Consider the following 26,955-nt stretch of genomic DNA (forward strand, 5'->3'; position numbering starts at 1 on the left):
TCATGATGCGCGGCCGTCTCACGTCGAAGCGCGGCGCCGGTAGAGTGCGTGGGGAATTCTGAAGCAGACGAACGAGAGGCAGGCATCGGTGAAGGCCATTGCGCAGCGGGTCAAGGGGGCGCGGGTCGCCGTCGACGGCGAAACCGTCGGCGAGATCGGCACGGGGCTGCTCGTGCTGGCGGGGGTGACGCACGCGGACACCGACGACGACGCCCGCAAGCTCGCCGCGAAGCTGTACCGGCTGCGCATGCTCGAGGATGAGCAGTCGTGCGAATCGGCCGGCGCTCCCCTGCTGGTGGTCAGCCAGTTCACGCTGTACGGCGACGTACGCAAGGGCCGGCGGCCGTCCTGGACGAAGGCCTCCGGCCGCGACCATTCCGAGCCGATGTACGAATCCCTCGTGGCGGCGCTGCGCGCGCTCGGGGCACACGTGGAGACGGGTCGATTCGGCGAGATGATGGAGGTCAACTCGACGAACTCGGGCCCGTTCACGCTCATCGTGGACACGGCCGACCTGCCCTGAGCCCGGGCGCGCGAACGCCCCGGCACGAAAGGCGTGCCGAGGCGTTCTCGCGTGCGGGTGGGACTAGGCCTTCGCGGGCTCGTCCTTCTTGGCTTCGGCCTTGGCGTCCACGCCGGCCTCCTTGCGCTGCTCGGCCGTGATGGGGGCCGGAGCCGCGGTCAGCGGGTCGTAGCCGCCGCCCGTCTTCGGGAAGGCGATGACCTCACGGATCGAGTCCTCCCCCGCGAGCAGCGAAACGACGCGGTCCCAGCCGAAGGCGATGCCGCCGTGGGGCGGGGCGCCGTACTTGAAGCCCTCGAGCAGGAAGCCGAACTTGGTCTGCGCGGCCTCTTCGTCCAGGCCCATGAGGCGGAAGACCCGCTCCTGCACTGCGCGATCGTGGATACGGATCGAGCCGCCGCCGATCTCGTTGCCGTTGCAGACGATGTCGTAGGCGTAGGACAGGGCGCTGGCGGGATCCTGATCGAACGTGTCCATGTGCTCGGGCTTGGGCGAGGTGAACGCGTGGTGCACCGCCGTCCACTTGCCCGCGCCGACGGCGACGTCGCCGGCCGCAACCGCGTCCGCGGCGGCCTCGAACATCGGCGCGTCGACAACCCACACGAACGCCCAGTCGCCGTCCTTGATGAGGCCGGTGCGGTGGCCGATCTCGATGCGGGCGGCACCCAGCAGGGCGCGAGCGTCGTTCTGCTGGCCGGCGGCGAAGAAGATGCAATCGCCCGGCTTCGCACCCGTCGCGGCGGCCAGGTTCTCCCGCTCGTGGTCGTTGAGGTTCTTCGCCACCGGGCCGGCGAGCTCCCCGTCCTCCTTGTAGAGGACGTAGGCCAGGCCCTTGTGACCGCGCTGCTTGGCGAACTCCTGCCAGGCGTCCAGCGTGCGGCGCGGCTGGGAGGCCCCGCCGGGCATGACGACGGCGCCGACGTAGGGAGCCTTGAACACGCCGAACCCGGTGTCCTTGAAGAACTCGGTCATCTCGGTCAGCTCGAGGCCGAAGCGCATGTCGGGCTTGTCCGAACCGAACCGAGCCATCGCATCGGCGTACGTGATGCGCTGGATGGGGGTCGGGATCTCGACGTCGATGAGCTGCCAGAGGGCCTTCACGAGCCGCTCCCCGAGCTCGATGACGTCGTCCTGCTCGACGAACGAGGCTTCGATGTCCAGCTGCGTGAACTCGGGCTGACGATCCGCGCGGAAGTCCTCGTCGCGGTAGCAGCGCGCGATCTGGTAGTACTTCTCGAACCCGCCGACCTGCAGCAGCTGCTTGAACAGCTGAGGCGACTGCGGTAGCGCGTACCAGGAGCCCGGAGCCAGGCGCGCTGGCACCAGGAAGTCGCGGGCGCCCTCGGGGGTAGAACGCGTCAGCGTGGGAGTCTCGATCTCCGTGTAGCCGTCGCCGTGCAGGAGCTCACGGGCGATGCGGTTGGCCTCGGAGCGCAGGCGGATGTTTGCGTTGGGCCCCGGGCGGCGCAGGTCCAGGTAGCGGTGGCGCAGGCGCGCTTCCTCGCCGACCTCGACGTGCTCGTCGATCTGGAACGGCAGCGGCGCGGAGGTATTGAGCACGACGACGTTCTCGGCCAGGACCTCGATCTCACCCGTGCCGAGGGCCGGGTTCTCATTGCCCTCGGGGCGGCGCTCAACGGTTCCCGTCACCTGCAGCACGAACTCGTTGCGCAGCGAGTGGAAGTCCTCCTCGTCGCGGACGACGATCTGGGCGACGCCGGAGGCATCGCGCAGGTCGATGAAGGCGACGCCTCCATGGTCGCGCCGGCGGCCAACCCAGCCCGCCAGGGTGACGGTCTGGCCAATGTGCTCTGCCCGGAGAGTTCCCAGGTCGTGAGTGCGCAGCACTGCGGTCCTTTCTTAGGTGAAGTCAATCCCGCACGAGTTTACCCCTTCCGTCCGGGCCGCCGGTCACCCGGAGGGGACGGCGAATACAGCCGTCGCGACGACGACGGAAGCGGGCGCGACGGCGGTGCGCGGGGGCCGCGCGCCGCCGTCGTACCGAGTCAGACCGCGGCCGTGCCGACGCGCGGGGTGAGGTCCTCGGGGGCCGGCGACCACGTGGCCGGGTCGGCCGCGACCTGCTCGCCGGAGCGGATGTCCTTGACCTCGTGCGTGCCGTCGGCCTGCGTGAACCAGACGAACGGGATGCCGCGTTTGTCCGCGAACTTGATCTGCTTGCCGAACTTCTCGGCGCTGGAGGCGACCTCGGCGCTGATCCCGCGCGAACGCAGCTGGGCGGCGACATCCTGCGCCTCGGCCCAGGCGTCGTCGTTGGCGAGCGTCACGTACACCGCGGTCGGCACCGAGCGGCTGGCCGTTACGGATCCGTCGCCGAGCATGCGCGAGACAAGGCGTGTGACGCCAATCGAGAGACCGACGCCGGGGAAGGTGCGGCTGCCCTTGGTCGCGAGCGACTCGTAGCGCCCGCCGGAGCAGATCGACCCGAGCTTCTCATCGCCGACGAGCACGGTTTCGTAGACGGTGCCCGTGTAGTAGTCGAGCCCGCGGGCGATGCTGAGGTCGGCGACGACACGCCCGGGGGCGCGGCGGACCGCCATGCCGACGACCTCGCCGAGTTCCGCGAGACCCTCCTCGAGCAGTTCGTGTTCGACGCCGAGGGCGCGCACCTGATCGACGAAGGATGTGTCTTCCGTGCGGATCTGCGCCAGGGCCAGCGCGGCGTCGGCCTGTTCTCCGGTTGCGCCCACCTCGTCGATGAGCAGCGTCTTGACCTTGTCCGCCCCGATCTTCTCGAGCTTGTCGATGTTGCGCAGCACGCCGGCGGTGTCGGCCAGGCCCAGGCCGAGGTAGAAACCCTCGGCGAGCTTGCGGTTGTTCACGCGGAGCTTGAAGTCGCCGATCGGCAGCGCCGAGAGCGCCTCGGCGATCACGAGGGCCAGCTCGACGTCGTATTTGAACGGCAGCTTGCCGTCGCCGACGACGTCGATGTCGGCCTGTGTGAACTCGCGGAAGCGGCCTTCCTGCGGGCGCTCGCCGCGCCAGACCTTCTGGATCTGGTAGCGGCGGAACGGGAACGAGAGGTGTCCGGCGTTCTCGACGACGTAGCGGGCGAAAGGCACCGTCAGGTCGAAGTGCAGCGCGAGCGCGTTCGGGTCATCGCCCGTCGCCGGCTCGTCGGCCTGGAGGCGCGAGATCCCGTAGACCTCTTTGTCGATCTCGCCCTTGCGCAGCAGCTGACCGACCGTCTCAACTGCGCGGGTCTCGACGTTGCCGAACCCATGGAGCTCGAAGGTCCTCCGCAGGGTGTCCAGGATGTGCAGCTCCACGAGACGTTCGTTCGGAAGCCATTCGGGGAAGCCGGACAGGGAGGCCTTGCGTGCCATGGGTGTGATTGCTCCTCGCGGGGTTCGGTGGGCGCGCCGGGCGCGCCGAGACCGCCCCAGTCTAGCGCCACGGGGCGCCCACGGTTGGGACGATGCGCCGGAATCGGTAGAGTGACGGATGAAACACGAGACCGTTCGACCCGGCCGGGTGGAACGGAACGAGCGAAAGAGTTCCAGCGGTGACCCACAGTCAAGAATCCGACGACCAGACCACGCCGAACGCGGCGGCTCCGAAGTCGAGCGAGGCCCCCAAGCCCGCTCCTTCGAAGCAGGTGACACCGGCTTCCGTCAAGCCGGGCCCGGTGAAGCCGAGCAACATCCGCCCCGCGGCACCGGCCCACGGCGCGAAGTCCGAAGCAGCCCCCGCTGCGGGCGGCGCCGCTGCCCCCTCGGTGACCCCGCCGCCGTCGTACGCGACGGATCTGGAGGAGGCCCGCCGGTTCGCCCGCGTCGCCGAAGACGGGCACGTCTTCGTCCTGATCGGCGGCGAGGAGCACCCCGTCGGGCAGTACCCCGACGCGAGCGCCGACGAGGCCCTGGGCTACTTCGTGCGCAAGTACGACGACGTCGTGAACCAGCTGCTGCTGCTCGAGCACCGCGTCGCGGCCCACGCGCCGACCGCCGACATGAACAAGACGCTCGATCACCTCGCGGAGATCGTCGCGGCGAAGGGCATGGTCGGCGACCTGCCCGCGCTGGAGGAGCGCATCGAGAAGGCTCGCGCCGACGTCGCGCAGCTGCACGAGGTCGAGAAGAAGGCTCACGAGGAACAGCGGGCCGCGCACCTCGCCGAACGTGAGCAGATCGTGGCGGAGGCCGAGGAGCTCGCCGGCCGGGACCCGGAGAAGGTCCAGTGGAAGCAGTCGAGCCAGCGTATGAACGAGCTGTTCGAGCTGTGGAAGGTTGCCCAGAAGTCGGGGATGCGTCTGGGGCGTGGAACCGAGGACGCCCTCTGGAAGCGTTTCCGCAGCGCGCGCACCTCCTTCGACCGGCACCGCCGCGCGTTCTTCAGCCAGCTCGACGCGGACCACGCGGAGGCCAAGCGCGTCAAGGAGGACCTGATCCGGCAGGCCGAGGAGCTGAGCACGTCGACCGACTGGGGCCGCACCGCCGGTGAGTACCGCAAGCTCATGGCCGAGTGGAAGGCCTCGAAGCGCGCTGCTCGAAAGGACGACGACGCCCTGTGGGCTCGTTTCCGGGCGGCGCAGGACGTGTTCTTCGAGTCGCGCAATCAGACGAACGCCGCCCTCGACGCGGAGTTCGAGGAGAACCTGAAGGTCAAGGAGGCGCTCCTCGACGAGGCGCGCGCCATCGACGCCGGCAAGGATCTCGGCGCCGCCAAGAAGAAGCTTGATTCCATCCGCGAGCGCTGGGACGCGGCGGGCAAGGTGCCGCGTTCGGCGATGCAGCGCATCGAGGCCGCACTCCGCCAAGTCGAGGACAGCGTCAAGGATGCGGAGGACCACGAGTGGCGTCGCTCGAATCCGGAGACCAAGGCCCGTTCGAACAGCATGCTCGAGCAGCTGCAGGACTCGATCGCCCAGCTCGAGGCGGACCTCGAGACCGCGAAGGCGGGCGGTGAGAAGCGCGCGATCAAGCAGGCCGAAGAGGCGCTGGAGGCCCGTCGTACCTGGCTCAAGACGGTTGAGGCTTCCGCCAAAGACCTTCACTAGCGACGCCTGTCCACAGCCGCTTCGTCGAAGGGGCGTTGTCCACAGTTTGGACGACGCCCCTTCGTCGTCCCCGGACGCCCTGCGACATTGGCAGGCATGGAGATCACAGTCGGCGCCGCGCAGGAGTTTTTCATCGAGGGCAGCCCGTTTCGGGCCGGGGAGCTCTCCGCGATGCAATTGGAGGGCAGCCTCGAGACGATCATGCCGGGGCTGTGGGCTCGGACGCCGTTCGTGGACGGCACGGAGTCCCGGGCGAGGGCGGTATCCGCCGTCGTCTCGCGGCTCGACGCTTTCGCGGTCAGCGGGGCGACCGCAGCCTGGGTGTACGGGGTCGGCGGCACGCCGCGCTGCATCGAGGCCGTGGTGAAGCGGTTCCTACGCAGCCCGCGGAATCTGCCGGGGCCGCCCCTGCGCATCGTGGGCTACGACGTCCGTCCCGCGGACGTGATGACGATCGGCGGCGCACCGCTGACCACTCCGCTGCGGACGGCATTCGACGCCGCCGTGCGCTTCCCGGACGACGAAGAGTCGATCCGGGTCGTGCGCCGGCTCCTCGAGTCGAGCAGGGCCGGCGTCGACGTCGAGGTCCTGCGCGCGAGGATCATGGAGGTCAAGCGCCGCCCTGGCAAGCTCCGCGCGTTGGCCCGCGTCGCTGAGGCGGCGCGGGGCGCGAGACAGCTCACGCTGGTTCGTGACTGTGCCGTGTGATGCCGAGGCCCGTCCAGAACTATCTGCGGACGCCGCTGGCCCGCGTGCGGTACACGTCGTAGACGCCGTCGATACGCCGCACGGCGTTGAGCACGTGGCTGAGGTACTTGGGGTCCCCCATCTCGAAGGAGAACCGGCTGATGGCGACCCTGTCGCGGCTCGTGTTGACGCTGGCGGAGAGAATGTTGACGTGGTTCTCGGACAGGATCCGGGTCACGTCGGATAGCAGAGACTTGCGGTCGAGGGCCTCGACCTGGATCTCGACGAGGAAGACGCTGGTCTTCGTCGGGGCCCACTCGACCTCGACGATGCGTTCATTCTCTGCTGCGAGGGCTTGGAAATTGGTGCAGTCTTTTCGGTGCACGGAGACGCCGGCGCCTCGCGTGACGAAGCCCGAGATCTCATCCGGCGGAACGGGGGTGCAGCACCGCGCCAGCTTGGCCATGACGTCGCCGGCACCCTTGACCACGACTCCTGAGTCGCTCGTCGAGGAACGCGGCTTGGCGTTCGCGGCGATGGAGGCGGCGTCGAACTCCGACTCGTCTTCATGCGCCTCGACGGTCATCGCCTGCAGATGTTCGATGACATTCTGGGCGGACGTGTGACCGTCGCCGACGGCTGCGTAGAGCGCGGCGATATCGTGGTGGCGCATCTCGTGGGCCACCGTCGAGAGCGTGTCATGCGTCATGAGCTTCTGCAGGGGCAGATTGTTCTTCCGCAGTTCGCGGGTGAGCAGCTCCTTGCCCTTGTCGATCGCCTCTTCGCGACGCTCCTTGCTGAACCACTGACGGATCTTGTTGCGCGCCCGGGCGCTCTTGACGAAACCCTGCCAATCCTGGCTCGGGCCGGCTCCCTCCGCCTTTGACGTGAAGATCTCGACCCAGTCGCCGTGGTGCAGCTCGCTGTTGAGCGGGACGAGTTTGCCGTTGACGCGTGCGCCGATTGTTCGGTGTCCGACCTCGGTATGCACGGAATAGGCGAAATCCACGGGCGTCGAACCCGCAGGAAGGGCCATGACCTCGCCTTTGGGCGTGAACACGAAGACCTCGGCAGCGTTGATCTCGAAACGCAGGCTGTCGAGGAACTCGCCGGGGTCGCGTGTCTCCTGCTGCCAGTCCATGAGGCTCTTGAGCCAGCCCATGTCGCCTTGGCTGTCCGGGACGTCGGCCGGATTCGCGCCCTGCTTGTACTTCCAGTGCGCGGCGACACCGTACTCCGCGCGCCGGTGCATGTCATGCGTGCGGATCTGGATCTCGACCGGTTTGCCCCCGGGGCCGATCACCGTCGTGTGCAGCGACTGGTACATGTTGAACTTCGGCATCGCGATGTAGTCCTTGAACCGGCCCGGGAGCGGGTTCCAGCGCGCGTGGAGGGTGCCCAGCGCGGCGTAGCAATCGCGGACGGAGTCGACCAGCACGCGCACGCCCATCAGGTCGTGAATGTCGTTGAACTCTTTGCCGCGGACGACCATCTTCTGGTAGATCGAGTAGTAGTGCTTGGGTCGCCCCGTGACAGTCGCCTTGATCTTGGCCTGCTGCAGGTCCTCGCCGATCCGGGAGCGCACCGTCGAGAGATACTTCTCGCGTTCGGGCGTGCGGTCCCCGACTAGGCGCACGATCTCCTCGTAGACCTTCGGGTGCAGCGCCGCAAAGGAGAGGTCCTCGAGCTCCCACTTGATCGTGTTCATACCCAGCCGGTGAGCCAGTGGCGCGAAGATCTCCAGCGTCTCGCGGGCCTTGCGGGCGCTCGACTTCGGGGAGACGTAGCGCCACGTGCGGGCGTTGTGCAGGCGGTCCGCGAGCTTGATCAGCAGGACCCTGATGTCCCGGGCCATCGCGATGACCATCTTGCGCACCGTTTCGGCCTGTGCGGCATCGCCGAATTTAACCTTGTCGAGCTTGGTGACGCCGTCGACCAGCATGGCCACTTCGGAACCGAACTCCTGGGTGAGCTGCTGGAGCGAGTAGTCGGTGTCCTCGACGGTGTCGTGCAGCAGTGCCGCCGCGAGCGTCGAACCGGTCATGCCCATTTCCGCCAGAATCGTGGCTACGGCGACGGGGTGGGTGATGTAGGGGTCGCCGCTTTTGCGCTTCTGACCCTCGTGCTGACGTTCGGCGACGTTGAACGCGCGTGTGATCAGTTCGAGGTCTTCACGCGGGCTGTTGGCCCGGACCGTGCGCAGCAGCGGCTCCAAGATGGGGGGCTGACCCGTCGGAGTGCGTCCCGCGAGTCGAGCAAGCCGCGACAGCGGGCGCCCACGGCGCCCCTGTCCGGCGGAAGCACCTGCACGTTGCTCAGCCACGAGAGGCTCCTTTCCATCCGCTGCCCTCGAAACGGTGCAAGTCACCTCCGAGGCAGTACACCAAGATTACTGCACCGTACCCGCCGCTCCGTCGCCGGTCCAACATTCGGGCATGACACGGTTCGACTTAAAAGACCGTGCGGCCTCCCCCGAGTTTGGAGGTAGGCCGCACGGCGGACTGAATCGATGAGGCGAGCCGACTCTAGGCGCCGGGTTCGCCCTTGCGCTGCTCGAGGATCAGCGCGTCGTGCTCTTTGACGTCCTGGTCCCGCAGGCGGAAGTGGGCGAACAGCGGTGCCTGGATGAACAGCGTCGCCAGGGTCCCGACGATCACGCCGACGAAGAGCGCGAGGGCCAGGTCCCGCAACGTGCCGGCACCCAGCAGGAACGCACCGATGAACAAGATCGACCCGATGGGAAGAATGGCGACGATCGACGTGTTGATCGAGCGGACCAGGGTCTGGTTGATCGCCAGGTTGACCAGATCGCCGAAGGTCCGTCGCTGTTGCTCGAGATAGTCCTCCGTATTCTCGCGAATCTTGTCGAAGACCACGACGGTGTCGTAGAGCGCGTAACTGAGGATCGTCAGGAAGCCGATGATGGCACTCGGCGTCACCTCGAATCCGGAGGCCGCGTAGACACCGGCCGTGACTACGACGACCACGGCGAGGCCGACGATCGCCGCAAGCGACATCTTCCACGTTCGGAAGTAGAACGCCATGAGGACCGCGACGAGGACGACGAACACGACCAGGCCGATCAGCGCCTGCCGCGACACGTCCTGCCCCCATGTCGGGCCGATGAATGTGCTCGTCACCTGCTCGTCGCTGACACCGTACCCCTCGGCCAGCGCGCTGGCGACGGCCAGTGTCTCGTCATCGGTCATGCGGTCCGTCTGAACGCGGACGGTGTCCGCGGTGATGGCGGTGACGCGCAACCCCTCGGCGTTGACGACGCTGCTCACGGCCTCTTCGCCGACGGCCACCTCGGTGTCCTGTACGTCCGAGATGGTGAACTCGGAGCCGCCGCGGAACTCGATGCCGAGGTTGAAGCCGCCCTTGACGGCCGGGATCAGCACCGACGCGATCAACAAGACACCAGCGACAAGGAACCATAGCTTCCGCTTGTCGACGAAGGGATAGGAACGCTTTCCGGTGTAGAGCTCGTTGCCCCACAGCGCGACCTTACGCATTGTCATCCTCCTTCGTGGCGACGCTGGACCGATCTTGGCCCGGAGCGGATTGCTGTTCCTCGGCACGGCGGCGTTCGGCGATGGTCAAACGGCGTTCCGTCTCACCGGTGTTCTTCTTGGGACGAACAGCCGGATTGAACTGACGGACCTTCCCCGCGCCCTTGTAGAGAGCCTCCACACCCAGCAGCGACGGATCCAGGCCCGAGAGGCGGTGCCCGGAGCCGAAGAACCGGGTGCGCGCGAGCAGTTGCAGCATCGGGTGGGTGAACAGGAAGACGACGATCAGGTCGGCGATGGCCGTCAGACCGAGGGTGAACGCGAACCCGCGGACGTTGCCCACGGCCATGATGTAGAGCACCACGGAGGCCAGGAGATTGACCGCCTTGGAAACGACGATCGTGCGGCGGGCACGCATCCAGCCGGTTTCGACAGCCGCGACGAGGTTGCGACCGTCGCGGAGTTCGTCCCTGATGCGTTCGAAATAGACGATGAACGAGTCGGCGGTCAGACCGATCGCGACGATGATGCCCGCGATACCGGCCAGGGAGAGCCGGTAGTTGGCCGACCAGCCGAGCAGGACCAGCGCGAGATACGTCAGGATTCCCGCCACCACCAGCGAAGCGAGGGTCAGGAAACCCAGCGTCCGGTACTGGAAGAGGGAGTAGACGGCAACGAGCACGAGGCCGATGATGCCGGCGACGAGTCCCATCTCGAGCTGATTCGCGCCGAGCGTCGCCGAGATCTGCTGTTCGCTCTGAATGTCGAAGCTGATGGGCAGCGCGCCGTACTTGAGCTGTTCCGCGAGCTGCTGGGAACTCTCCTCGCTGAAGTTGCCCGTGATCTCCGCGTTGCCGTCGAGAATCGGGACGTTCGCTGTGGGAGCTGAGACGATGAGCCCGTCGAGCATGATGGCGAACTGGTTCTGCGCCCCCTGCATGCTGACCAGGCGGGAGGTGACATCGCCGAACTGCTTGGCGCCGGCGGAGTCGAAGGACAGCTGAACCGCCCAACCCCCGGTCTGGTATCCCTGCGAGTTGCGGGCCGGGCCGTGGGTCGCATCGGAGATGCGTTCGCCGTCGACCTCCACGGGACCGACGATGTACTTCGCGCCGGTCGACGGATCACACGCGATCGCGGGTTCATCGGCGTCGGTCGACTCGACGCTCCGGTCGGCGAGGGCCGCCTCGCAGTCGTAGGCCTCGAACTCACGGTAGAGATCGGCCGTGATCCAATTGGTGTCGGAGGCGTTCTCAGGCTCGCCTGTCGGCTCGGGCACCTCGTCGTCCGCGAGGCGCTGGTCCTCGGGGGTCGCGTTGAAGGAACCGGCCATGATGACCGGACGGAACTCCATGTTGGCGGAGGCCTGAATCAGTTCGCGCGTCTTCGAGTCGGGCGTGCCCGGCATCGAGACGACGACGTTGCTGCCGGACTGGGTGGAGATCTCGGCTTCCGAGACGCCGGAGCCGTCGACGCGCTGGCGGATGATCTCCACAGCCTGCTGCAGCTGCTCCTGATTGATCGCCGCGTCCCCGTCCACCCGCGGGGCGAGGATCATCTGCGTGCCACCCTCGAGGTCCAGCGCGAGTTTAGGGCTGGTTTCTGTTTGCCCCGTTGCGACGCCCGCGATGAGGACGCCGAGAAGACCGACGACGAGGACGCAGAGCCAGATGAGGGCACTTCGAGCGTGCCGTAGTGGTCCTGACGAAGTCATGCGACTAGTTCTTGCCTTCGTCGTTCAGTCGGCGCATTGTCTCCTCCGGAGTCTCCTCCGTGGACGGTGCGGCATCGTCGGCGACGTGCTCTTCAACCGGCTCGGCCGGCTCGTCATTCGCATCGACAACTCGCGCGACGGCGCCAGAGTGCACGGTCACGTTCGTCCCTGGAGCGATCTCGAGCACGATCTGGTTTTCTTCCGGCTTCTGCTCGACGACAGTGCCGAAGAGACCGAAATTGGTCATGATGCGTGCACCGTCCTGCATCTTGGACTGCAGGTCGGCCTGGGCTTTCTTCTGCTTCTGGCGGCCGCGAAACATCATGAAGATGAGGAGCGCGAACGCCGCGAGGAGAATGAGGTTCATCGGGTTGAAGCCGCCGGCTTCGGCGTTGGCGGAGCCTTCGGCGACGGCCATGGAGATCGAAGTCAAGAGTATGTACCTGTTCTGCAGTTGAGTCGTTGTGCCGGGCTACAGCCGAGCCCGGCGGTCGTCAGCGTGTCCGGTCTCTGCCGGGGCGTCGGGCCGCTGGAGATCGATGAGCGCGATGTCCGGTTCTCATCCTAGCGCCCGGTGCTGTGACGACGCCGACAGCGGAGGACACGCGCACCGGCCCAACCTAGCAGACGATCGATCCGTCAGGGCCGGAATTCGCTGATCGTGGAACGCGTCGGGCTATTGTTCATCGTCGAACGACGACGACGGCGTCGGCGCGGTGCCCGGCCCGAGCGGCATGTCTTCGGGCGGGGTGAGACCGAGGTGGATCCAGGCGTCGGGCATCGCGATGCGGCCCCGTGGAGTGCGGCCGAGCAGCCCCTCGCGGACGAGAAACGGTTCGGCCACGGTCTCGACCGTCTCGGTCTCCTCCCCCACGGCGATGGCGAGGGTCGAGAGTCCCACCGGTCCCCCGCCGAACTTGGTGCAGAGGGCGTGCAGCACCGAGCGGTCCAGACGATCGAGCCCTCGGGCGTCGACTTCGTACATGTCGAGAGCGCGGGAAGCCAGCGTCGCGTCGATGTGCTCGTTGCGGTGGACGAGCGCCCAGTCCCGCACACGCCGTAGTAGTCGATTGGCGATACGCGGGGTCCCACGAGACCGCGAAGCGATCTCGGTGAAGCCGGCGGAGTTCACCTTGAGGTCCATCAACATCGCCGAGCGGCGCAGGACCAGCTCGAGCTCCGAGATCGAATAGAACTCCAAGTGGCCCGTGAATCCGAAGCGGTCGCGAAGAGGGCCAGGGAGGAGTCCGGCCCGGGTCGTCGCGCCCACCAGGGTGAAGGGTGGCAACTCGAGCGGAATGGCCGTGGCGCCGGCGCCTTTGCCGACGACGATGTCGACCCGGAAGTCCTCCATGGCCATGTACAGCATCTCCTCCGCCGGACGGCTCATCCGGTGGATCTCGTCGAGGAAGAGGACCTCGCCCTCTGCGAGCGACGAGAGGATGGCCGCGAGGTCGCCAGCGTGCTGAATCGCCGGCCCCGAACTGATACGCAGGGGGGCGTTCATTTCGGCCGCGACGATCATGGCCAGCGTCGTCTTGCCGAGCCCCGGCGGGCCGGAGAGCAGCACGTGGTCGGACGTGCGCTCGCGGATCCGGGCGGCCTCGAGCACGAGCGAGAGCTGCTCGCGAACTCGTTGCTGGCCGACGAAGTCGTGCAGGTTCTTCGGCCGCAACGCCGCTTCGAGGACGCGCTCATCCGGCTCGCTCGTACCGGCGACCAGTGGATTCTCGCTCATGGGCTACCTCCTGCCACGGCTTCGGTCCCGCCCGATGTCTGCGAGGACGGCACGCAGGATGCGCGGCATGTCCCCTTCGCTCACGAGCGCCGGCTGGTCCTCGGCGAAGGCATCGATCGCCTTGACCGCGTCTTTCTCCTTCCATCCCAGGCCCGTGAGGGCGTCGAGGACGGCGACACGCCAGGCGTCCCCGTCGCTCTGCGGGGTCCCCGCCGCGTCGGCCTCACCCGTCGGCGCGAGTTTGCCCGCCAGTTCGAGCGCCATGCGCTGGGCGACCTTCGGTCCCACACCGGGGACCCGCGTGAGCGCTTTGGTGTCCCCCGCCGCCACGGCGACGCGCACCTCCTCGGGTGAGAGCACCGCGAGCACGGCCAAGGCCAGTCGCGGTCCGATCCCCGAGACCGACTGGAGGATCTCGAAGACCTCCCGGGCGCCGGCATCGCCGAAGCCGAAGAGCGTCATCGAGTCCTCTCGGACCACCATGGTCGTTTCGACCTGAGCCCGCTCGCCGACGCGCAGGACCGACAGAGTCTGGGGGGTCGCGTGCACGAGCATCCCGAACCCGCCGACGTTGATCACGGCGGAGTTCAGGCCGACGGACTGGACGTCACCACTAAGAGAACTAATCACTGACTGCCTCACCTCTGGCATCCGAACACATTTACGATTAGTCTAGCGCCCCAGCACCGCGGATTGCGTTTACGCCGTGCCGGACACGGTTCCTATCGGCGGGGGCCGGACTTGCGCGCGGCGGCTTCCGCCTGAGCCCAGGCGCGCTGCGCGGCGGTCAACCCGCTCGAACCACCGCTGCGGGTGCCGGAAGCCTGCGAGCCGGGAGCCGCGCCCCGCCATCCGTGCGTGATGGCCAGCGCCGCGGCATCGGCGGCATCGGCGGGCCTGGGTGGGGCGTCCAACCGGAGGATCTTGGCGACCATGCGGCCGACGGCGGCCTTGTCGGCCTGCCCGCTGCCCGTCACTGCGGCTTTGACCTCGGTCGGCGTGTGCAGGGCGACGGGGATGCCGCGGTGGGCCGCCGCCGCTATCACGATTCCCGACGCCTGCGCCGTGCCCATCACCGTGCTCACGTTGGTGTGGCTGAACACCCGCTCGATGGACACAGCGTCGGGGCGGTGCTGATCGAGCCATGCGTCGATGCCTCGCGAGATCGCGAGCAGGCGCTCGTCGAGCGACGTGTCTGAGCTCGTGCCCACAACCGTCACGTCGACGAGCGTGGCCCGCCGGTTGGCCTCGATGTCTACGACGGCGAGACCGCAGCGGGTCAGGCCCGGATCGACGCCCACGACGCGCAGGGCCACGTGGCTAGTCCTGCTCGAGCTCGGCCATGACCGCGGCCGTGATGTCCACGTTCGAGTACACGTTCTGCACGTCGTCGAGCTCTTCGAGCGCGTCCGCCAGCTTCAGGAACTTGCGTGCAGCGTCGGCCTCCAGCTCGACCTTCATCGAGGGCACGAACTCGACCTCGTCGGTCTCGTACTCGATGCCCGCCTCTTCGAGGCTTGCGACGACGGCGCGCAGATCGGTGGGTTCGCAGATGACCTCGTAGGTGCTGCCCGCGAGCTGAACCTCCTCGGCCCCGGCATCAAGGACCGCCATCAGGACGTCATCCTCGGCGAGGTCGCCCTGTGGCAGCGACACGACACCCTTGCGCGCGAACATGTAGTTGACCGACCCGGGGTCGGCGACCGTGCCACCGCTGCGAGTGATGGCCGTGCGGGTCTCGGCCGCGGCGCGGTTCTTGTTGTCGGTGAGGCATTCGACGAGGAGCGCCGAGCCCTCCGGCCCGCGCGCTTCGTAGATGATCTCGGCGTAATCGACGGCTTCGCCAGTCAGGCCGGCGCCGCGCTTGACGGCGCGGTCGATGTTGTCGTTCGGCACCGACTGCTTCTTCGCCTTCTGGACGGCGAGTTCAAGCGCGGGATTGCCCTCGATGTCCGGACCACCCGCGCGGGCGGCGACTTCGATGTTCTTGGTCAGCTTGGCAAACGCCTTGGCGCGTTTGGCGTCGATCGCCGCTTTCTTGTGCTTCGTGGTCGCCCATTTAGAGTGGCCTGACATACCTAAGCTTCTCCTCTGATCATCTGGATAAAAAGTCGGTGGATCCGGCGCTCGCCTGTGACCTCCGGGTGGAAGCTCGTCGCGAGCAGGTTCCCCGATCGAACTGCAACGATTCTAGCGACCTCGGCTTCGGTCGCGGATTCGTCGTGGTGCGGCTCGTTGACCGACGCCAGGATCTGGACACCGGCACCGACGGACTCCACCCAAGGCGCGCGAATGAAGACCGCGCGCACCGACTCGGGTTCGTTGGCCGAGGAGTGGCCCTGAACCCCGGCGAGAATCGGCATCGGGACTTCGGTCTCGAAGGAGTCCACCTGGCGCCCGAAGGCGTTTCGCCGCACGGTCATGTCGATGCCGCCGAAGGTCTGCTGCGGCCGCCCCGCTCCGTCGCACGCAGGATCGGCGACTCGGTCGGCCAGCAGGATCATGCCCGCGCAGGAGCCGTAGACCGGGAAACCCTGGGCGATCTTCTCGCGCAGGGGATCCATCATGCCGAAGGCCCGCGCCAGCTTGTCGATCGCCGTGGACTCACCACCGGGGATCACGAGGCCGTCCAGGTCGTCGAGCTCGCTCGGCCGACGCACCTTGACGACGTCGGCGCCGCCGTCGTGCAAAGCGACGGCGTGTTCGCGCACGTCGCCTTGAAGCGCCAGCACGCCGACGCGTGGCGCGGCGAGGCGACGCGGTTGCTCAGCAGGGGCTGCCATCGCCGCCCGGGTCATTTCGGTCATGTTCTCACTTGTCACTTTCTGGACTCCAACAGACGGACCTACATTACGGTGTGCGGACTCGGCCCGCCCAATGGCATGTCACGCGGCGCATATGAAGGCCGCGCATGCCCGGCTGTGAAAAGCTGGGAGCATGAGTAATCCGTTGCTTCAGCCCAGCGTTCTGCCCTTCGGCATTCCCGACTATGCGGTGCTTACGGCCGCGGACTACGTGAACGCGGTCCAGGTGGGAATCGACGAACAGAACGCGGAACTGCAGCGCCTGCTGGAGGTTGAGGACCCGGCGACATTCGAGAACACGATCCAGGCGTTCGCCTTGACCGGGGAGACACTGCGTCGGGCCCTGCAGGCCTTCAACAGCGTGAAACCGGCCCACGGCACCGACGACATCCTCGAGGCCGCAGGACGAATCGATCAGCTGGTGTCCGCGCACAGCGACGAGGTCAGACTTGACCAGGAGCTCTACGCGCGCCTGAGCCAGGCCGGCGGCGACCGGCTCGTGGGCGAGGACGCCCGTCTGCGCGAGGAGGTCCTCCGCGTCTTCCGGCACGCCGGGGTCGAGGTGCCCGCCGAAGACCTCCCGCGACTGCGGGAGATCAATGCCGAGCTCGCGCGGTTGGGCACGGAGTACTCGCGCCGACTGCTCGCCGGACAGAATGCAGCCGCGGTGCATTTCGACGACATCATGGACCTCAGCGGGCTCAGCGAACCGGAGGTTGCTGCCGCAGCCCAGGCCGCGGACACGGCAGGCCTCGAGGGCGGCTACCTCATCCCCCTGGTCCTGCCCACCGGGCAACCCGCGTTGGAACGACTCACTCAGGCGGCGTCCCGAAAGCGCATCTTCGAAGCCAGCGTGACGCGCGGCCAGTCCGCGGAGCACGGAACGCTCGAGGTAGCGCGCCAGATGGCTCTGCTGCGTGCCGAACGGGCCGGACTGCTGGGATTCTCCAGTCACGCCGAATACGTGATCGAAGCGCAGACGGCACCGTCGCTCGTGGACGTCAACGAGCGCGTGTCGGCCTTGGCGGAGCGGGCCGTGGCCAACGCACGCGAGGAGCACACGACGCTTGAGAAGTACGCGTCCCTGCCTGTCAACCCTTGGGACTGGGCCTACTACTCGAACCTGGTCAAGCGGGACCGATTCGACCTGGACACCACTGCGCTGCGGCCTTGGTTCGAGCTCGACGCCGTACTGGAGCGGGGGGTCTTCGAGGCTGCCGGCCGGCTCTACGGTATTTCGCTGCACGAACGCTTCGACCTGCCTGTCTACCACCCCGACATCAGGGTCTGGGAGGTCCGGGACGCCGACGGCGCAGCTCTGGGCCTTTACCTCGGCGACTTCTTCGCGCGGCCGACGAAGACGGGCGGGGCGTGGATGACGTCGATCCGCGATGGCGTGCGGGCGCACGGCGAACTGCCGATCGTCACGAACACCCTCAACCTGCCCTCCCCCGGCACCGGGCCCTCCCTGCTCTCCCTCGATGAGGTGCGCACCCTGTTCCACGAGTTCGGTCACGCGCTGCACGGACTGTTCTCGGATGCGACGTACGCCCAGCTGGCCGGAACCAACGTGCCACGAGACTTCGTCGAATATCCTTCGCAGGTCAACGAGATGTGGGCCCTGCATCCGGAGATCATCGAGAACTACGCGCGGCACGTCGAGACCGGCGAGCCGCTGCCCGCGGAGACTCTCGCGAGGATCCACGCGACCGCGCACTGGGGCGAGGGTTTCAGCACCACCGAGTACCTGGCCGCCGTCGTGCTCGACCTGGCGTGGCACTCGCTGGCCCCGGGCGACGAGGTCGAGGACGCACTCGAATTCGAGGATCGGGCGCTGCGCGATGCGGGGCTGGACCCCGAATTCGTGCCGGCGCGCTACCGGACCGGCTACTTCAAGCACATCTTCGACGGGGGCTATTCCGCCGGCTACTACTCGTACATCTGGAGCGAGATCCTCGACGCCGACACCGTCGAATGGTTCGCCGAGAACGGCGGGCTGCGCCGCGAGAACGGCCGGCACTTCAGGGACGAGCTTCTCTCGCGGGGCAACACGCGCGATCCGCTGGATTCGTTCAGGGCCTTCCGGGGCCGCGACCCGTTGATCGGCCCGCTGCTCGCGCGCCGCGGGCTGGGCGAGTAGAATCCAGCACTTCGCGTACTTCGAAGGGACAGCACAGTGAGTGGGATCCAGGCTGCGCAGGCAGCACAGGCCGATTGGGAGCGCGCCGTGGCGCTGGCCACCGGCGGCAAGGTTTTCTCCACGCACGGCTGCGACTGGGCCTGGCAGCCGACGCGGTCGCGTCTCGTGCTCCTCTTCCCGGAGCAGGCAGACGACGCCGGGATCCGTCCCGGTCTCGCTGAAGGCACCAGGCTCGGTGCGCGGCGCGTCGATGCGCTGCTCAACGCCGCTGCCGGCGACGCGGGACTGCGCACAGCCGGGTTCCGTGACGCGGCCCAGATCGTGTGGTTCGTGGGACGTCCGTCCTACACGGCACTGCGCGGCCGGCCGACGGCCTGGGAGGGGCGCGTCCGCGTGACGGCCGACGTGCCGGAGGCCGGAGGTGCTGAAGCGGCCGAACTCGAAACTGCCCGCGCCTGGCGGCGCCCGCCGGGGCACCACAACGGACGGCGCCATCCGGCGGCGGATCGCCGCATCGAGCACGCGGTGGCCCGAGCAGGCGACGGCTCCATCTCGGGGCGCGGATTCGCACAGTTCAGCGCTGACGGGGCGGTCTCGCTGCACGGTCTGGCAGTGGCAGCCACGGCCCGACGTCAGGGCGTGGGGTCGCAGCTCGTCGCGGGCCTGCTCGGGGCCATGACGGCCCCACTGGTGCCTGCGGCCGACAGCTCCGAGGCCGAGCGTCCGACTCCTTCCGTGCTGGCCGCGGCGGCGCCGGCGTCGTCGGAATTCTTTGCCGCGTGCGGGCTGGAACACCTCGGACGGGGCCGGCACCTGCGCTTGTCCGCCTGACTGCGGGCGTACTAACGACGTCGGGCCGGCCGGTGGCAACTGCCACCGGCCGGCCCGATTCGCCACGAGCGGTTTACCAGCCGCGCTCGGAGAGGCGGTGCGGCTCGGGGATCTCGTCGACGTTGAGCCCGACCATGGCTTCGCCGAGTCCGCGGGAGACATCGGCGATGGTCTTCGGGTCATCGTAGAACGTCGTCGCCTTGACGATGGCGTTGGCGCGCTGCTCCGGGTTGCCGGACTTGAAGATTCCGGAACCGACGAAGACGCCGTCGGCGCCCAACTGCATCATCATGGCAGCGTCCGCCGGAGTGGCGATGCCACCCGCGGTGAAGAGCACGACGGGCAGCTTGCCGGTCTCGGCGACCTCGCGTACGAGCTCGTAGGGCGCCTGGAGCTCCTTGGCCGCGACGTAGAGCTCGTCCTTCGGAAGCGAGCTCAAGCGCTGGATGTCGGCACGGATCTGTCGCATATGCGTCGTCGCATTCGAGACGTCGCCGGTGCCGGCCTCGCCCTTCGAGCGGATCATCGCGGCACCTTCGTTGATGCGACGCAGCGCTTCACCGAGGTTGGTCGCACCGCAGACGAACGGGGCCTTGAAGTTCCACTTGTCGATGTGGTTCGTGTAGTCGGCCGGGGAGAGGACCTCGGACTCGTCGATGTAGTCGACGCCCAGCGACTCGATGACCTGGGCCTCGACGAAGTGGCCGATGCGGGCCTTGGCCATGACCGGAATGGAGACCGTGTCGATGATCGACTGGATCATGTCGGGGTCCGACATGCGCGAGACGCCACCCTGCGCCCGGATGTCTGCGGGGACCCGCTCAAGCGCCATGACGGCGACCGCGCCGGCGTCTTCAGCGATACGAGCCTGTTCGGCCGTGACGACGTCCATGATGACGCCGCCCTTCAGCATTTCGGCCATACCGCGCTTCACGCGATTGCTGCCGGTGACTGGCGCCTGCGTGGCTTCGTTGGTGGACACGAACTACGTCCTTTCACAAGGGTTGAGAGATGCGTCCCCAAGCTTACGTAGCCTGCCCGGGGATCGGAGTGGTCACATAACGATCCGTGACACGAGAACCATACAAGAAACTCTCGTGGGCTGTCGCACGCGGCGTCGCCCCGCGTCGCGCCGGCTCAGGCGAGCTGGGCGCGGACGTGCATCATCCGCTGGCCCACCGTGACCGCGCTGGCCGCGGCGAGCAGAATCAGCACGCCCAGGAGGACGAATTCCGGAAGTCCGAGGCCGCTCAGGCCGACGAATGTCAGCGTCACGACGAGCCGCTCGGCGCGCTCGGCGATCCCGACTTCGGCGTTGCACCCCAACGATTCGGCTTTGGCCCGGACATAGGAGACAACGCTTCCGAGGAACATGCACGCCAGAGATGCGATACCGATGGCCGTGGAGTCCCCGGCGGTGAAGTACCAGATGGCCACGCCGCTGAAAATCGCACCGTCGGCCAGCCGGTCGAGCGAGGAGTCGAGGAAACTCCCCCACCGGCCGGACTCGGGCCGTCCGGCACTGCGTGCCTTCCATTCCGGCAGGCGGGCCATCGTGCCGTCGAGCAGGTCGGCGAAGACGAACGCCGCGATCACGAGGGTCCCGATGAAGAGGTAGCCCAGGGGATACAGGACGAGGGCGCCGATCATGACGCCGATGGTCCCGACGATGGTGACCATGTCCGGCGTCACGGAGCGGGCCACGAGCCATCGCGCGAGCGGCGTGAATATCCGCGTGAACAACCCGCGAGCGTAGGTATTCAACATGGCCGGCGCTACACCGAGTCCCAAATGTCGGCCAGCTGCTTGCGCACGTCCGAGAGCGTCGCCGGGACAGCCTTCGTCTGTGCGATGACGGGGAAGAAATTGCCGTCGCCGCCCCAGCGCGGGACCACGTGCTGGTGCAGGTGGGCGGCGATGCCCGCTCCCCCGGACTCGCCTTGGTTCATCCCGAGGTTGAACCCGGTCGGGTTCGCCGTGGCGCTGAGCGCGCGCATCGCATGCTGGCTGAGCGCGGCGATCTCCGCAGTTTCATCGGCGGTGACGTCCGTGTAGTTCGGAACGTGCCGGTAGGGGCAGACCAGCAGGTGTCCGGGGTTGTACGGGAAGAGGTTCAGGACGACGAACGCCGTCTCCCCGCGGTGCACGATGAGCGAGTCCTCATCGGCACGTTGCGGGCCACGGCAGAACGGGCAGCTCTCCTCGTCTTTGACCTGCCCCTGGCCTCCCTTGACATAGGCCATACGGTACGGCGTCCAGAGCCGCTGGAAGCTGTCCGGGACTCCTGCCAGCTCGAAGTCGTCGGTCGCCTCGGCGTCGCCGGGATAACCCGACGACGCCGGCCCGGGTTCAGCGGATCGCTCGTCCAAGGCTTACGCCTCCCTGTTTTCGACAGCCTCTACGATTCGTTCGATGGCCTCGTCGATGGCGATGCCGTTGTCCTGGCTGCCGTCGCGGAAGCGGAAGGACACGGCCCCGGCCTCCGCGTCCTCGCCGCCGGCGATCAGCGTGAAGGGCACCTTGTCCTTGGACGCGTTGCGGATCTTCTTCGGGAACCGGTCAGACGAGAGGTCCGCCTCGGCCCGAATTCCGCGGGCGCGCAGCTTCTCGACGACGCCCCAGACGTAGTCGTCGAACGCGTCGGCGACCGGGATCGCCCGCACCTGCACCGGGGACAGCCACGCGGGGAACGCGCCGGCGTAGTGCTCGGTCAGCACACCAAGGAAGCGCTCGATCGACCCGAAGAGCGCGCGGTGGATCATGACCGGGCGCTGGCGGCTTCCGTCGGCCGCCTGGAACTCGAGCTCGAAGCGTTCCGGCAGGTTGAAGTCGAGCTGAATCGTCGACATCTGCCACGTGCGGCCGATGGCATCGCGTGCCTGGACGGAGATCTTGGGACCGTAGAACGCCGCTCCACCCGGGTCCGGCACGAGCTCGAGCCCGGACGCCTCGGCGACCTCGGCGAGCGTACGCGTGGCCTCATCCCAGACCTCGTCGGCGCCGACGTACTTGTCGGGGTTCTTGGTGGAGAGCTCCAAGTAGAAGTCGTCCAGCCCGTAGTCCTTGAGCAGTCCCAGCACGAAGTTCAGCGTGGTGGTCAGCTCGTCCTTCATCTGATCGCGCGTGCAGTAGATGTGCGCGTCGTCCTGGGTCATGCCGCGAACTCGAGTCAGGCCGTGTACGACGCCGGACTTCTCGTAACGGTAGACCTGGCCGAATTCGAACAGTCGCAACGGCAGTTCGCGGTACGAGCGGCCGCGCGACCCGAAGATGAGATTGTGCATCGGGCAGTTCATCGGCTTCAGGTAGTAGTCCTGGCCGGGCTTGACGATCGCACCGCTCTCGTCGCGGGTCTCGTCGATGTGCATGGCCGGGAACATGCCGTCCCGGTACCAGTCCAAGTGGCCGGAGACCTCGTAGAGGTGGCCCTTGGTGATGTGCGGGGTGTAGACGAACTCGTAGCCGGCCTCCGTGTGGCGCTGGCGGGAGTAGTCCTCCATGGCCTTGCGGATGACGCCGCCCTTGGGATGGAACACGGGCAGACCCGAGCCGAGCTCGTCCGGGAAGGAGAAGAGGTCGAGCTCGGCGCCGAGCTTGCGGTGATCGCGACGCTCGGCCTCAGCGATACGGTCCTGGTAGGCCTTGAGCTCGGCCTTGGTCGGCCACGCCGTTCCGTAGATGCGCTGCAGCTGCTTGTTGTTCTCGCTGCCGAGCCAGTAGGCCGCGGCGCTGCGCGTCAGCGCGAAGGCGTTCGAGATCAACTTCGTGTTCGGCAGGTGGGGGCCGCGGCAGAGGTCGCACCAGACGGTCTCGCCCGTTTTGCGGTCGACGTTGTCGTAGATGGTGATCTCGCCGGCACCGACCTCGACGTTGACACCTTCGCCGGCCTCGTCGGCCTCATCGGCCTTGTCCATCAGCTTCAGCTTGTATGGCTCGTCGGCCATCGCTTCCCGGGCTTCGGACTCCGTGACCACACGGCGGGAGAACAGCTGGCTCTTGTTGACGATCTTGAGCATCATCTTTTCGAGCGTTTTCAGGTCCTCGGGCGTGAACGGGTCCTCGACATCGAAGTCGAAGTAGAAGCCGTCCTTGATGTAGGGACCGATGCCCAGCTTCGCGTCGGGTCGGAGCTCCTGAACCGCCTGGGCCATGACGTGGGCCGTGGAGTGACGGAGGACATTCAACCCGTCTTCGGAGTCGATGGTCACGGGCTCGACCGTTGAACCGGCCACGAGGTGGCGACTGAGGTCCTGCAACGCGCCGTCGACCCGCATGACGACGACGTCCTTCCGGTCGCGGAACTGCTCCGCGCCGGTGGTGCCAGCGGTCACCTCGTGCGTTTCGCCGTCAATCGTCAAGGTGATCTGTTCTGACACGGTCGGTCTCCTCAGTTTCAAAGTGGGGCTTCATGACTTGTGGCATACGTGGACCACAGCCAGCCGACAGTCAGCTTAACCGTTGATTCGCAGCCGGACCGAATCAGGCACGACGCGCCACGCCGGCCGGGACGGGAGGGCGCTCGCGCGAGGTGTGTCGGCGTCGTCGAACCGCCAGGTGAATCGCGTCAGTGTCAGCCGAAGAGCGGCTGGCCGACGAACGGGTCGATCGCGAGGGCGACGAAGACGATGGTGAGGTAGGTGATGGAGATGTGGAAGACCTTCATGGCCTTCTTGTTCATCTCGGCCGGCTCGTGCTCGCGCTGAGCCTCACGGTAGAGAACGTGGGACTCGAAGATGAACCAGGCCCCGGCCACCGCGGCGAGGACCGTGTAGACGATCCCGGCATAACCCATCGGGGCGAGCAGCAGGGAGCAGGCGACGGTTGCCCACGCGTAGAGGACGACCTGCACCGAGACGGTGCGCGCCCCGGCGATGGCCCCGAGCATCGGGATCCGTGCGGCCAGGTAGTCCTCCGAATACTTCATGGACAGCGGCCAATAGTGTGGCGGAGTCCACAGGAAGATGATCAGGAACAGCACCAGGACGGGCCACTCGAGCGTGTTGGTGACAGCGGCCCAAGCGATCGGTACGGGCATGCAGCCGGCGATACCGCCCCACACGATGTTCTGGGCGGTGCGCCGCTTGAGGATCAGGGTGTAGAAGACGACGTAGAGCAGGATGGCCGCGACGCCGAGCCCTGCGGTGAGCAGATTGGCCCCGGCCCAGAGGATGACGATCGACGTCACCGCGAGAACCCACGAGAAGATGAGGGCCTCCCGCGGCGTCACGTCCCCAGTCACCAGAGGGCGCCCCTGCGTGCGGCGCATCAGCTTGTCCGCTTCGCGGTCGATGTAACAATTGAAGGCACCGGAAGCGCCTGCGGCCATGCCGCCCCCGAGGAGAGTCACGAGGATCAGGCCGACACTCGGGAACCCGCGCTCGGCGAAGATCATGGTCGGCAGGGTGGTGACGAGCAGCAGTTCAATGACACGCGGCTTCGTCAGGGCAAGATAGGCGCCCGACTTGCGCTTCGTGAACTCGCCGAACGTTTCGTTCGACTGACGACGCGCGCGTCCAACGTGCGTATCGTCGCTGACAACGGACTTCACGGACATGCCACTCAGTTCTCTGCGGGGTAACGGACAGACACGACCATCATACCCTTTTACGACTTGTAGAAATCAGCCGGCAGAATCGGACGCACGATTCCAGCGATGGAAGGACGGCTTCGCTCTGAGCGGAGACGCGCGCTAAACCCTCGGTCATATGAGCGCGAGTGTGACGTGAACGGGCTATGGTGGGGAGCACGCGCCGGAGCCAACGAAGGCCCTGTCCAGGGTAGGCGATGCCGAGTCGCCGTGTTCCCCTCCGGCGACAAATCTTAAGCTCTCAAGAGAGGAACCACATCGTGGCGCCACAGACGGAAGTTGCCGAGTTGTCCTGGACGCAGACGGACGAGCGTGCAGTTGACACGATCCGCGTATTGGCTGCGGATGCCGTAGAGAAGGTCGGCAGCGGCCACCCGGGAACCGCGATGAGCCTGGCTCCAGCGGCGTACCTGCTGTTCCAGAAGCACATGCGTCACGATCCCAAGGACCCCGACTGGGCGGGACGCGACCGCTTCGTCCTCTCCCCCGGGCACACCTCCCTGACGCTCTACCTGCAGCTCTTCCTCTCGGGCTACGGTCTCGAGATGGAGGACATCGAAGCCTTGCGCACGTGGGGAGCCAAGACGCCGGGCCACCCGGAGTACGGCCACACAACCGGTGTCGAGATCACGACGGGTCCGCTCGGGCAGGGCCTGGCCTCCGCCGTCGGTTTCGCCTACGGCCAGCGCCGTCTGCGCGGCCTGCTGGACCCGGAGACGCCGGCGGGCGAGAGCCTGTTCGACCACACGGTCTGGGTCATCGCCTCCGACGGAGACCTGCAGGAGGGCGTCACGTCCGAGGCCTCCTCGCTCGCCGGCCACCAGGAGCTCGGCAACCTCGTCGTCATCTACGATGACAACAAGATCTCCATCGAGGATGACACCGATGTCGCGTTCACCGAGGACGTTCTCAAGCGCTACGAGGCCTACGGCTGGCACACCCAGCGCGTCGACTGGACCGAATCCGGCGAGTACGTCGAGGACATCGCCGGTCTCGACGCCGCGCTGACCGCTGCGAAGGCCGAGACCTCCCGCCCGTCGATCATCTCGCTGCGCACCGTGATCGGCTTCCCGTCCCCGACGAAGCAGAACACCGGCGGCATCCACGGCTCCAAGCTCGGCGGCGAAGAGCTGGCCGGTCTCAAGAAGGTCCTGAACTTCGACCCGGAGCAGTCCTTCGTCATCGAGGACGAGATCCTCGCCCACGCCCGTCAGGTCGTCGACCGCGGACAGGCCGCCCACGAGGCGTGGAACGCTTCCTTCGAGGCCTGGAGCGCCGCCAATCCCGAGGCCAAGCAGCTGCTCGAGCGCATTGAGAAGCGCGAACTGCCGGACGGCTGGGAGACCAGTCTGCCCGTCTTCGAGGCCGGCTCCTCGATCGCGACCCGTTCCGCCTCGGGCAAGGTCATCAATGCCATCGCCGAGGTCCTCCCCGAGCTCTGGGGCGGTTCCGCCGACCTGGCCGGCTCCAACAACACGACGATCGAGAGCGCCAAGTCGTTCATCCCGGCCTCGCGTTCGACCGACAAGTGGAGCGGCGATCCCTACGGGCGTGTCCTGCACTTCGGCATCCGCGAGCACGCGGCAGCGGCCATCACCAACGGCATCGTGCTCTCCTCGAAGACGCGAGCCTTCAACGGCACCTTCCTCATCTTCTCCGACTACCAGCGTCCGGCCATCCGCCTGGCGGCGCTCATGGGCGTCCCGTCGATCTTCGTCTGGACGCACGACTCCATCGGCCTCGGCGAGGACGGGCCGACGCACCAGCCGATCGAGCAGCTCGCCAGCCTTCGTGCGATCCCGAACCTCGACGTCGTCCGGCCGGCCGACGCCAACGAGGTCGCCTGGGCGTGGAAGACGATTCTCGAGAACAACGAAAACCCGGCCGGCATCGTGCTGACCCGGCAGAACCTGCCCGTCTTCGACCGTAGCGCCGCCGGATTCGGCGACGTCTCGGGCGTGGCCAAGGGTGGCTACACCCTGGCCGACGCGCTCGACGCCGACGGCAACCCGGTCACGCCGGACGTGCTCCTGCTGGCTACCGGCTCCGAGGTCGAAATCGCCGTCGAGGCGCGCGAAGCCCTCTCGGCCGACGGCGTGGCCGCGCGTGTGGTGTCCCTCCCGTCCGTCGAGTGGTTCAACAAGCAGGACGCCGCGTACCGCGAGTCCGTCCTGCCCGAAGCAGTCAAGGCACGCGTTTCGATCGAAGCCGGTTCGACGCTGGGCTGGCGCGAGTTCGTCGGCGACGCAGGCCGCACCATCGGCTTGGACCACTTCGGCGCCTCCGCAGATTACAAGACGCTCTACCGCGAGTTCGGCCTCACGTCCGAGGCCGTCGTCGCGGCTGCCAAGGACTCCATCGCTGCTTCGAAGTAGCCTCCCGACTCGCATCAGCGAAAA

The 26,955-nt window shown here is 67.2% G+C and carries 22 protein-coding genes; 6 read left to right on the forward strand and 16 right to left on the reverse strand.

From position 1 onward, the window contains the following. The first annotated feature begins 88 nt into the window (after positions 1 to 88). Positions 89 to 523, forward strand: coding sequence for a D-aminoacyl-tRNA deacylase (gene dtd, locus EV380_RS05235; RefSeq protein WP_102158398.1), 435 nt, complete (start codon positions 89 to 91; stop codon positions 521 to 523). 63 nt (positions 524 to 586) lie between these two features. Here the strand turns inward: dtd and aspS are convergent, their stop codons facing one another. Both aspS and hisS read right to left on the reverse strand, forming a co-directional pair. After that, positions 587 to 2,371 carry an aspartate--tRNA ligase gene (aspS, locus tag EV380_RS05240; protein ID WP_130449816.1) on the reverse strand — a complete coding sequence of 595 codons (1,785 nt, stop codon included), beginning with the start codon at positions 2,369 to 2,371 and terminating at the stop codon, positions 587 to 589. Positions 2,372 to 2,529: 158 nt separating this feature from the next. Continuing rightward, entirely contained in the window at positions 2,530 to 3,870 is a 1,341-nt protein-coding gene (hisS, locus tag EV380_RS05245) for a histidine--tRNA ligase (RefSeq protein ID WP_130449818.1), read from the reverse strand. A gap of 179 nt (positions 3,871 to 4,049) precedes the next feature. Between hisS and EV380_RS05250 the strand changes: the two genes are divergently transcribed. Together EV380_RS05250 and EV380_RS05255 are read left to right on the forward strand one after the other, a co-directional pair. Then, the gene (locus tag EV380_RS05250) at positions 4,050 to 5,543 is read left to right on the forward strand and encodes a DUF349 domain-containing protein (RefSeq protein WP_130449820.1); all 1,494 of its coding nucleotides are present in this window, start codon (positions 4,050 to 4,052) and stop codon (positions 5,541 to 5,543) included. Positions 5,544 to 5,639: 96 nt separating this feature from the next. After that, positions 5,640 to 6,251 (forward strand): hypothetical protein, encoded by a 612-nt coding sequence (locus EV380_RS05255; protein ID WP_130449822.1) that lies wholly within the window; start codon positions 5,640 to 5,642, stop codon positions 6,249 to 6,251. A 19-nt stretch (positions 6,252 to 6,270) separates the two neighbouring features. Here EV380_RS05255 and EV380_RS05260 read toward each other — a convergent pair whose 3' ends face one another. From EV380_RS05260 to pdxT, 9 genes are all read right to left on the reverse strand, one after another. Further along, the gene (locus EV380_RS05260; RefSeq protein ID WP_278030536.1) at positions 6,271 to 8,553 is read right to left on the reverse strand and encodes a RelA/SpoT family protein; all 2,283 of its coding nucleotides are present in this window, start codon (positions 8,551 to 8,553) and stop codon (positions 6,271 to 6,273) included. A 202-nt stretch (positions 8,554 to 8,755) separates the two neighbouring features. Next, on the reverse strand, positions 8,756 to 9,745 hold the full coding sequence (secF, locus tag EV380_RS05265; RefSeq protein ID WP_130452095.1) for a protein translocase subunit SecF: 990 nt from the start codon (positions 9,743 to 9,745) through the stop codon (positions 8,756 to 8,758). Then, a complete protein-coding gene (gene secD / locus EV380_RS05270; RefSeq protein ID WP_130449826.1) occupies positions 9,738 to 11,456 on the reverse strand; it encodes a protein translocase subunit SecD in 1,719 nt (572 codons plus the stop codon). The genes secF and secD overlap by 8 nt, the downstream gene beginning before the upstream one ends. Before the next feature lie 4 nt (positions 11,457 to 11,460). Then, positions 11,461 to 11,889, reverse strand: a complete 429-nt coding sequence (yajC, locus tag EV380_RS05275) for a preprotein translocase subunit YajC (RefSeq protein WP_102158390.1) — start codon at positions 11,887 to 11,889, stop codon at positions 11,461 to 11,463. Between the two features lie 243 nt (positions 11,890 to 12,132). Further along, a complete protein-coding gene (gene ruvB, locus EV380_RS05280) occupies positions 12,133 to 13,194 on the reverse strand; it encodes a Holliday junction branch migration DNA helicase RuvB (RefSeq protein WP_130449828.1) in 1,062 nt (353 codons plus the stop codon). A gap of 3 nt (positions 13,195 to 13,197) precedes the next feature. Beyond that, positions 13,198 to 13,824 (reverse strand): Holliday junction branch migration protein RuvA, encoded by a 627-nt coding sequence (gene ruvA / locus EV380_RS05285; protein ID WP_130449830.1) that lies wholly within the window; start codon positions 13,822 to 13,824, stop codon positions 13,198 to 13,200. 92 nt (positions 13,825 to 13,916) lie between these two features. Then, positions 13,917 to 14,510 carry a crossover junction endodeoxyribonuclease RuvC gene (gene ruvC / locus EV380_RS05290; RefSeq protein WP_102158387.1) on the reverse strand — a complete coding sequence of 198 codons (594 nt, stop codon included), beginning with the start codon at positions 14,508 to 14,510 and terminating at the stop codon, positions 13,917 to 13,919. Positions 14,511 to 14,514: 4 nt separating this feature from the next. Next, on the reverse strand, positions 14,515 to 15,270 hold the full coding sequence (locus EV380_RS05295; protein ID WP_130449832.1) for a YebC/PmpR family DNA-binding transcriptional regulator: 756 nt from the start codon (positions 15,268 to 15,270) through the stop codon (positions 14,515 to 14,517). A 2-nt stretch (positions 15,271 to 15,272) separates the two neighbouring features. Then, complete coding sequence (pdxT, locus tag EV380_RS05300) at positions 15,273 to 15,977, reverse strand: pyridoxal 5'-phosphate synthase glutaminase subunit PdxT (RefSeq protein WP_130452096.1); 705 nt, start codon at positions 15,975 to 15,977, stop codon at positions 15,273 to 15,275. Positions 15,978 to 16,131: 154 nt separating this feature from the next. Between pdxT and EV380_RS05305 the strand changes: the two genes are divergently transcribed. Together EV380_RS05305 and EV380_RS05310 are read left to right on the forward strand one after the other, a co-directional pair. Next, positions 16,132 to 18,138 carry a M3 family metallopeptidase gene (locus EV380_RS05305; RefSeq protein ID WP_130449834.1) on the forward strand — a complete coding sequence of 669 codons (2,007 nt, stop codon included), beginning with the start codon at positions 16,132 to 16,134 and terminating at the stop codon, positions 18,136 to 18,138. Between the two features lie 36 nt (positions 18,139 to 18,174). Next, entirely contained in the window at positions 18,175 to 18,969 is a 795-nt protein-coding gene (locus tag EV380_RS05310) for an N-acetyltransferase (protein WP_130449836.1), read from the forward strand. A gap of 73 nt (positions 18,970 to 19,042) precedes the next feature. Here EV380_RS05310 and pdxS read toward each other — a convergent pair whose 3' ends face one another. From pdxS to EV380_RS05335, 5 genes are all read right to left on the reverse strand, one after another. Continuing rightward, positions 19,043 to 19,951: a pyridoxal 5'-phosphate synthase lyase subunit PdxS gene (gene pdxS / locus EV380_RS05315; protein ID WP_102158383.1), complete on the reverse strand. Its 909-nt coding sequence runs from the start codon at positions 19,949 to 19,951 to the stop codon at positions 19,043 to 19,045. A 155-nt stretch (positions 19,952 to 20,106) separates the two neighbouring features. Beyond that, complete coding sequence (gene pgsA / locus EV380_RS05320) at positions 20,107 to 20,736, reverse strand: phosphatidylinositol phosphate synthase (RefSeq protein ID WP_130449838.1); 630 nt, start codon at positions 20,734 to 20,736, stop codon at positions 20,107 to 20,109. Positions 20,737 to 20,744: 8 nt separating this feature from the next. Then, positions 20,745 to 21,338 carry an HIT family protein gene (locus EV380_RS05325; protein ID WP_242607511.1) on the reverse strand — a complete coding sequence of 198 codons (594 nt, stop codon included), beginning with the start codon at positions 21,336 to 21,338 and terminating at the stop codon, positions 20,745 to 20,747. Between the two features lie 3 nt (positions 21,339 to 21,341). Continuing rightward, positions 21,342 to 23,345, reverse strand: coding sequence for a threonine--tRNA ligase (gene thrS, locus EV380_RS05330; protein ID WP_102158381.1), 2,004 nt, complete (start codon positions 23,343 to 23,345; stop codon positions 21,342 to 21,344). A gap of 194 nt (positions 23,346 to 23,539) precedes the next feature. Continuing rightward, positions 23,540 to 24,523, reverse strand: a complete 984-nt coding sequence (locus EV380_RS05335; RefSeq protein ID WP_102158380.1) for a heme o synthase — start codon at positions 24,521 to 24,523, stop codon at positions 23,540 to 23,542. A 230-nt stretch (positions 24,524 to 24,753) separates the two neighbouring features. On the opposite strand from EV380_RS05335, the gene tkt reads away from it, so the two are divergent. After that, positions 24,754 to 26,931 carry a transketolase gene (gene tkt, locus EV380_RS05340; protein WP_130449840.1) on the forward strand — a complete coding sequence of 726 codons (2,178 nt, stop codon included), beginning with the start codon at positions 24,754 to 24,756 and terminating at the stop codon, positions 26,929 to 26,931. Positions 26,932 to 26,955 lie beyond the last annotated feature (24 nt).

It is taken from the genome of Zhihengliuella halotolerans (assembly GCF_004217565.1).
Taxonomy (GTDB): Bacteria; Actinomycetota; Actinomycetes; order Actinomycetales; family Micrococcaceae; genus Zhihengliuella; species Zhihengliuella halotolerans.

Bases quoted from the DNA above. Each gene is read 5' to 3' on its own strand.
- hisS (WP_130449818.1), bottom strand. From the start codon at position 3,870: ATGGCACGCAAGGCCTCCCTGTCCGGCTTCCCCGAATGGCTTCCGAAC.
- EV380_RS05255 (WP_130449822.1), top strand. From the start codon at position 5,640: ATGGAGATCACAGTCGGCGCCGCGCAGGAGTTTTTCATCGAGGGCAGC.
- secF (WP_130452095.1), bottom strand. From the start codon at position 9,745: ATGCGTAAGGTCGCGCTGTGGGGCAACGAGCTCTACACCGGAAAGCGT.
- secD (WP_130449826.1), bottom strand. From the start codon at position 11,456: ATGACTTCGTCAGGACCACTACGGCACGCTCGAAGTGCCCTCATCTGG.
- ruvB (WP_130449828.1), bottom strand. From the start codon at position 13,194: ATGAGCGAGAATCCACTGGTCGCCGGTACGAGCGAGCCGGATGAGCGC.
- EV380_RS05295 (WP_130449832.1), bottom strand. From the start codon at position 15,270: ATGTCAGGCCACTCTAAATGGGCGACCACGAAGCACAAGAAAGCGGCG.
- pdxT (WP_130452096.1), bottom strand. From the start codon at position 15,977: ATGGCAGCCCCTGCTGAGCAACCGCGTCGCCTCGCCGCGCCACGCGTC.
- EV380_RS05305 (WP_130449834.1), top strand. From the start codon at position 16,132: ATGAGTAATCCGTTGCTTCAGCCCAGCGTTCTGCCCTTCGGCATTCCC.
- pgsA (WP_130449838.1), bottom strand. From the start codon at position 20,736: ATGTTGAATACCTACGCTCGCGGGTTGTTCACGCGGATATTCACGCCG.
- EV380_RS05335 (WP_102158380.1), bottom strand. From the start codon at position 24,523: ATGTCCGTGAAGTCCGTTGTCAGCGACGATACGCACGTTGGACGCGCG.
- tkt (WP_130449840.1), top strand. From the start codon at position 24,754: ATGCCGAGTCGCCGTGTTCCCCTCCGGCGACAAATCTTAAGCTCTCAA.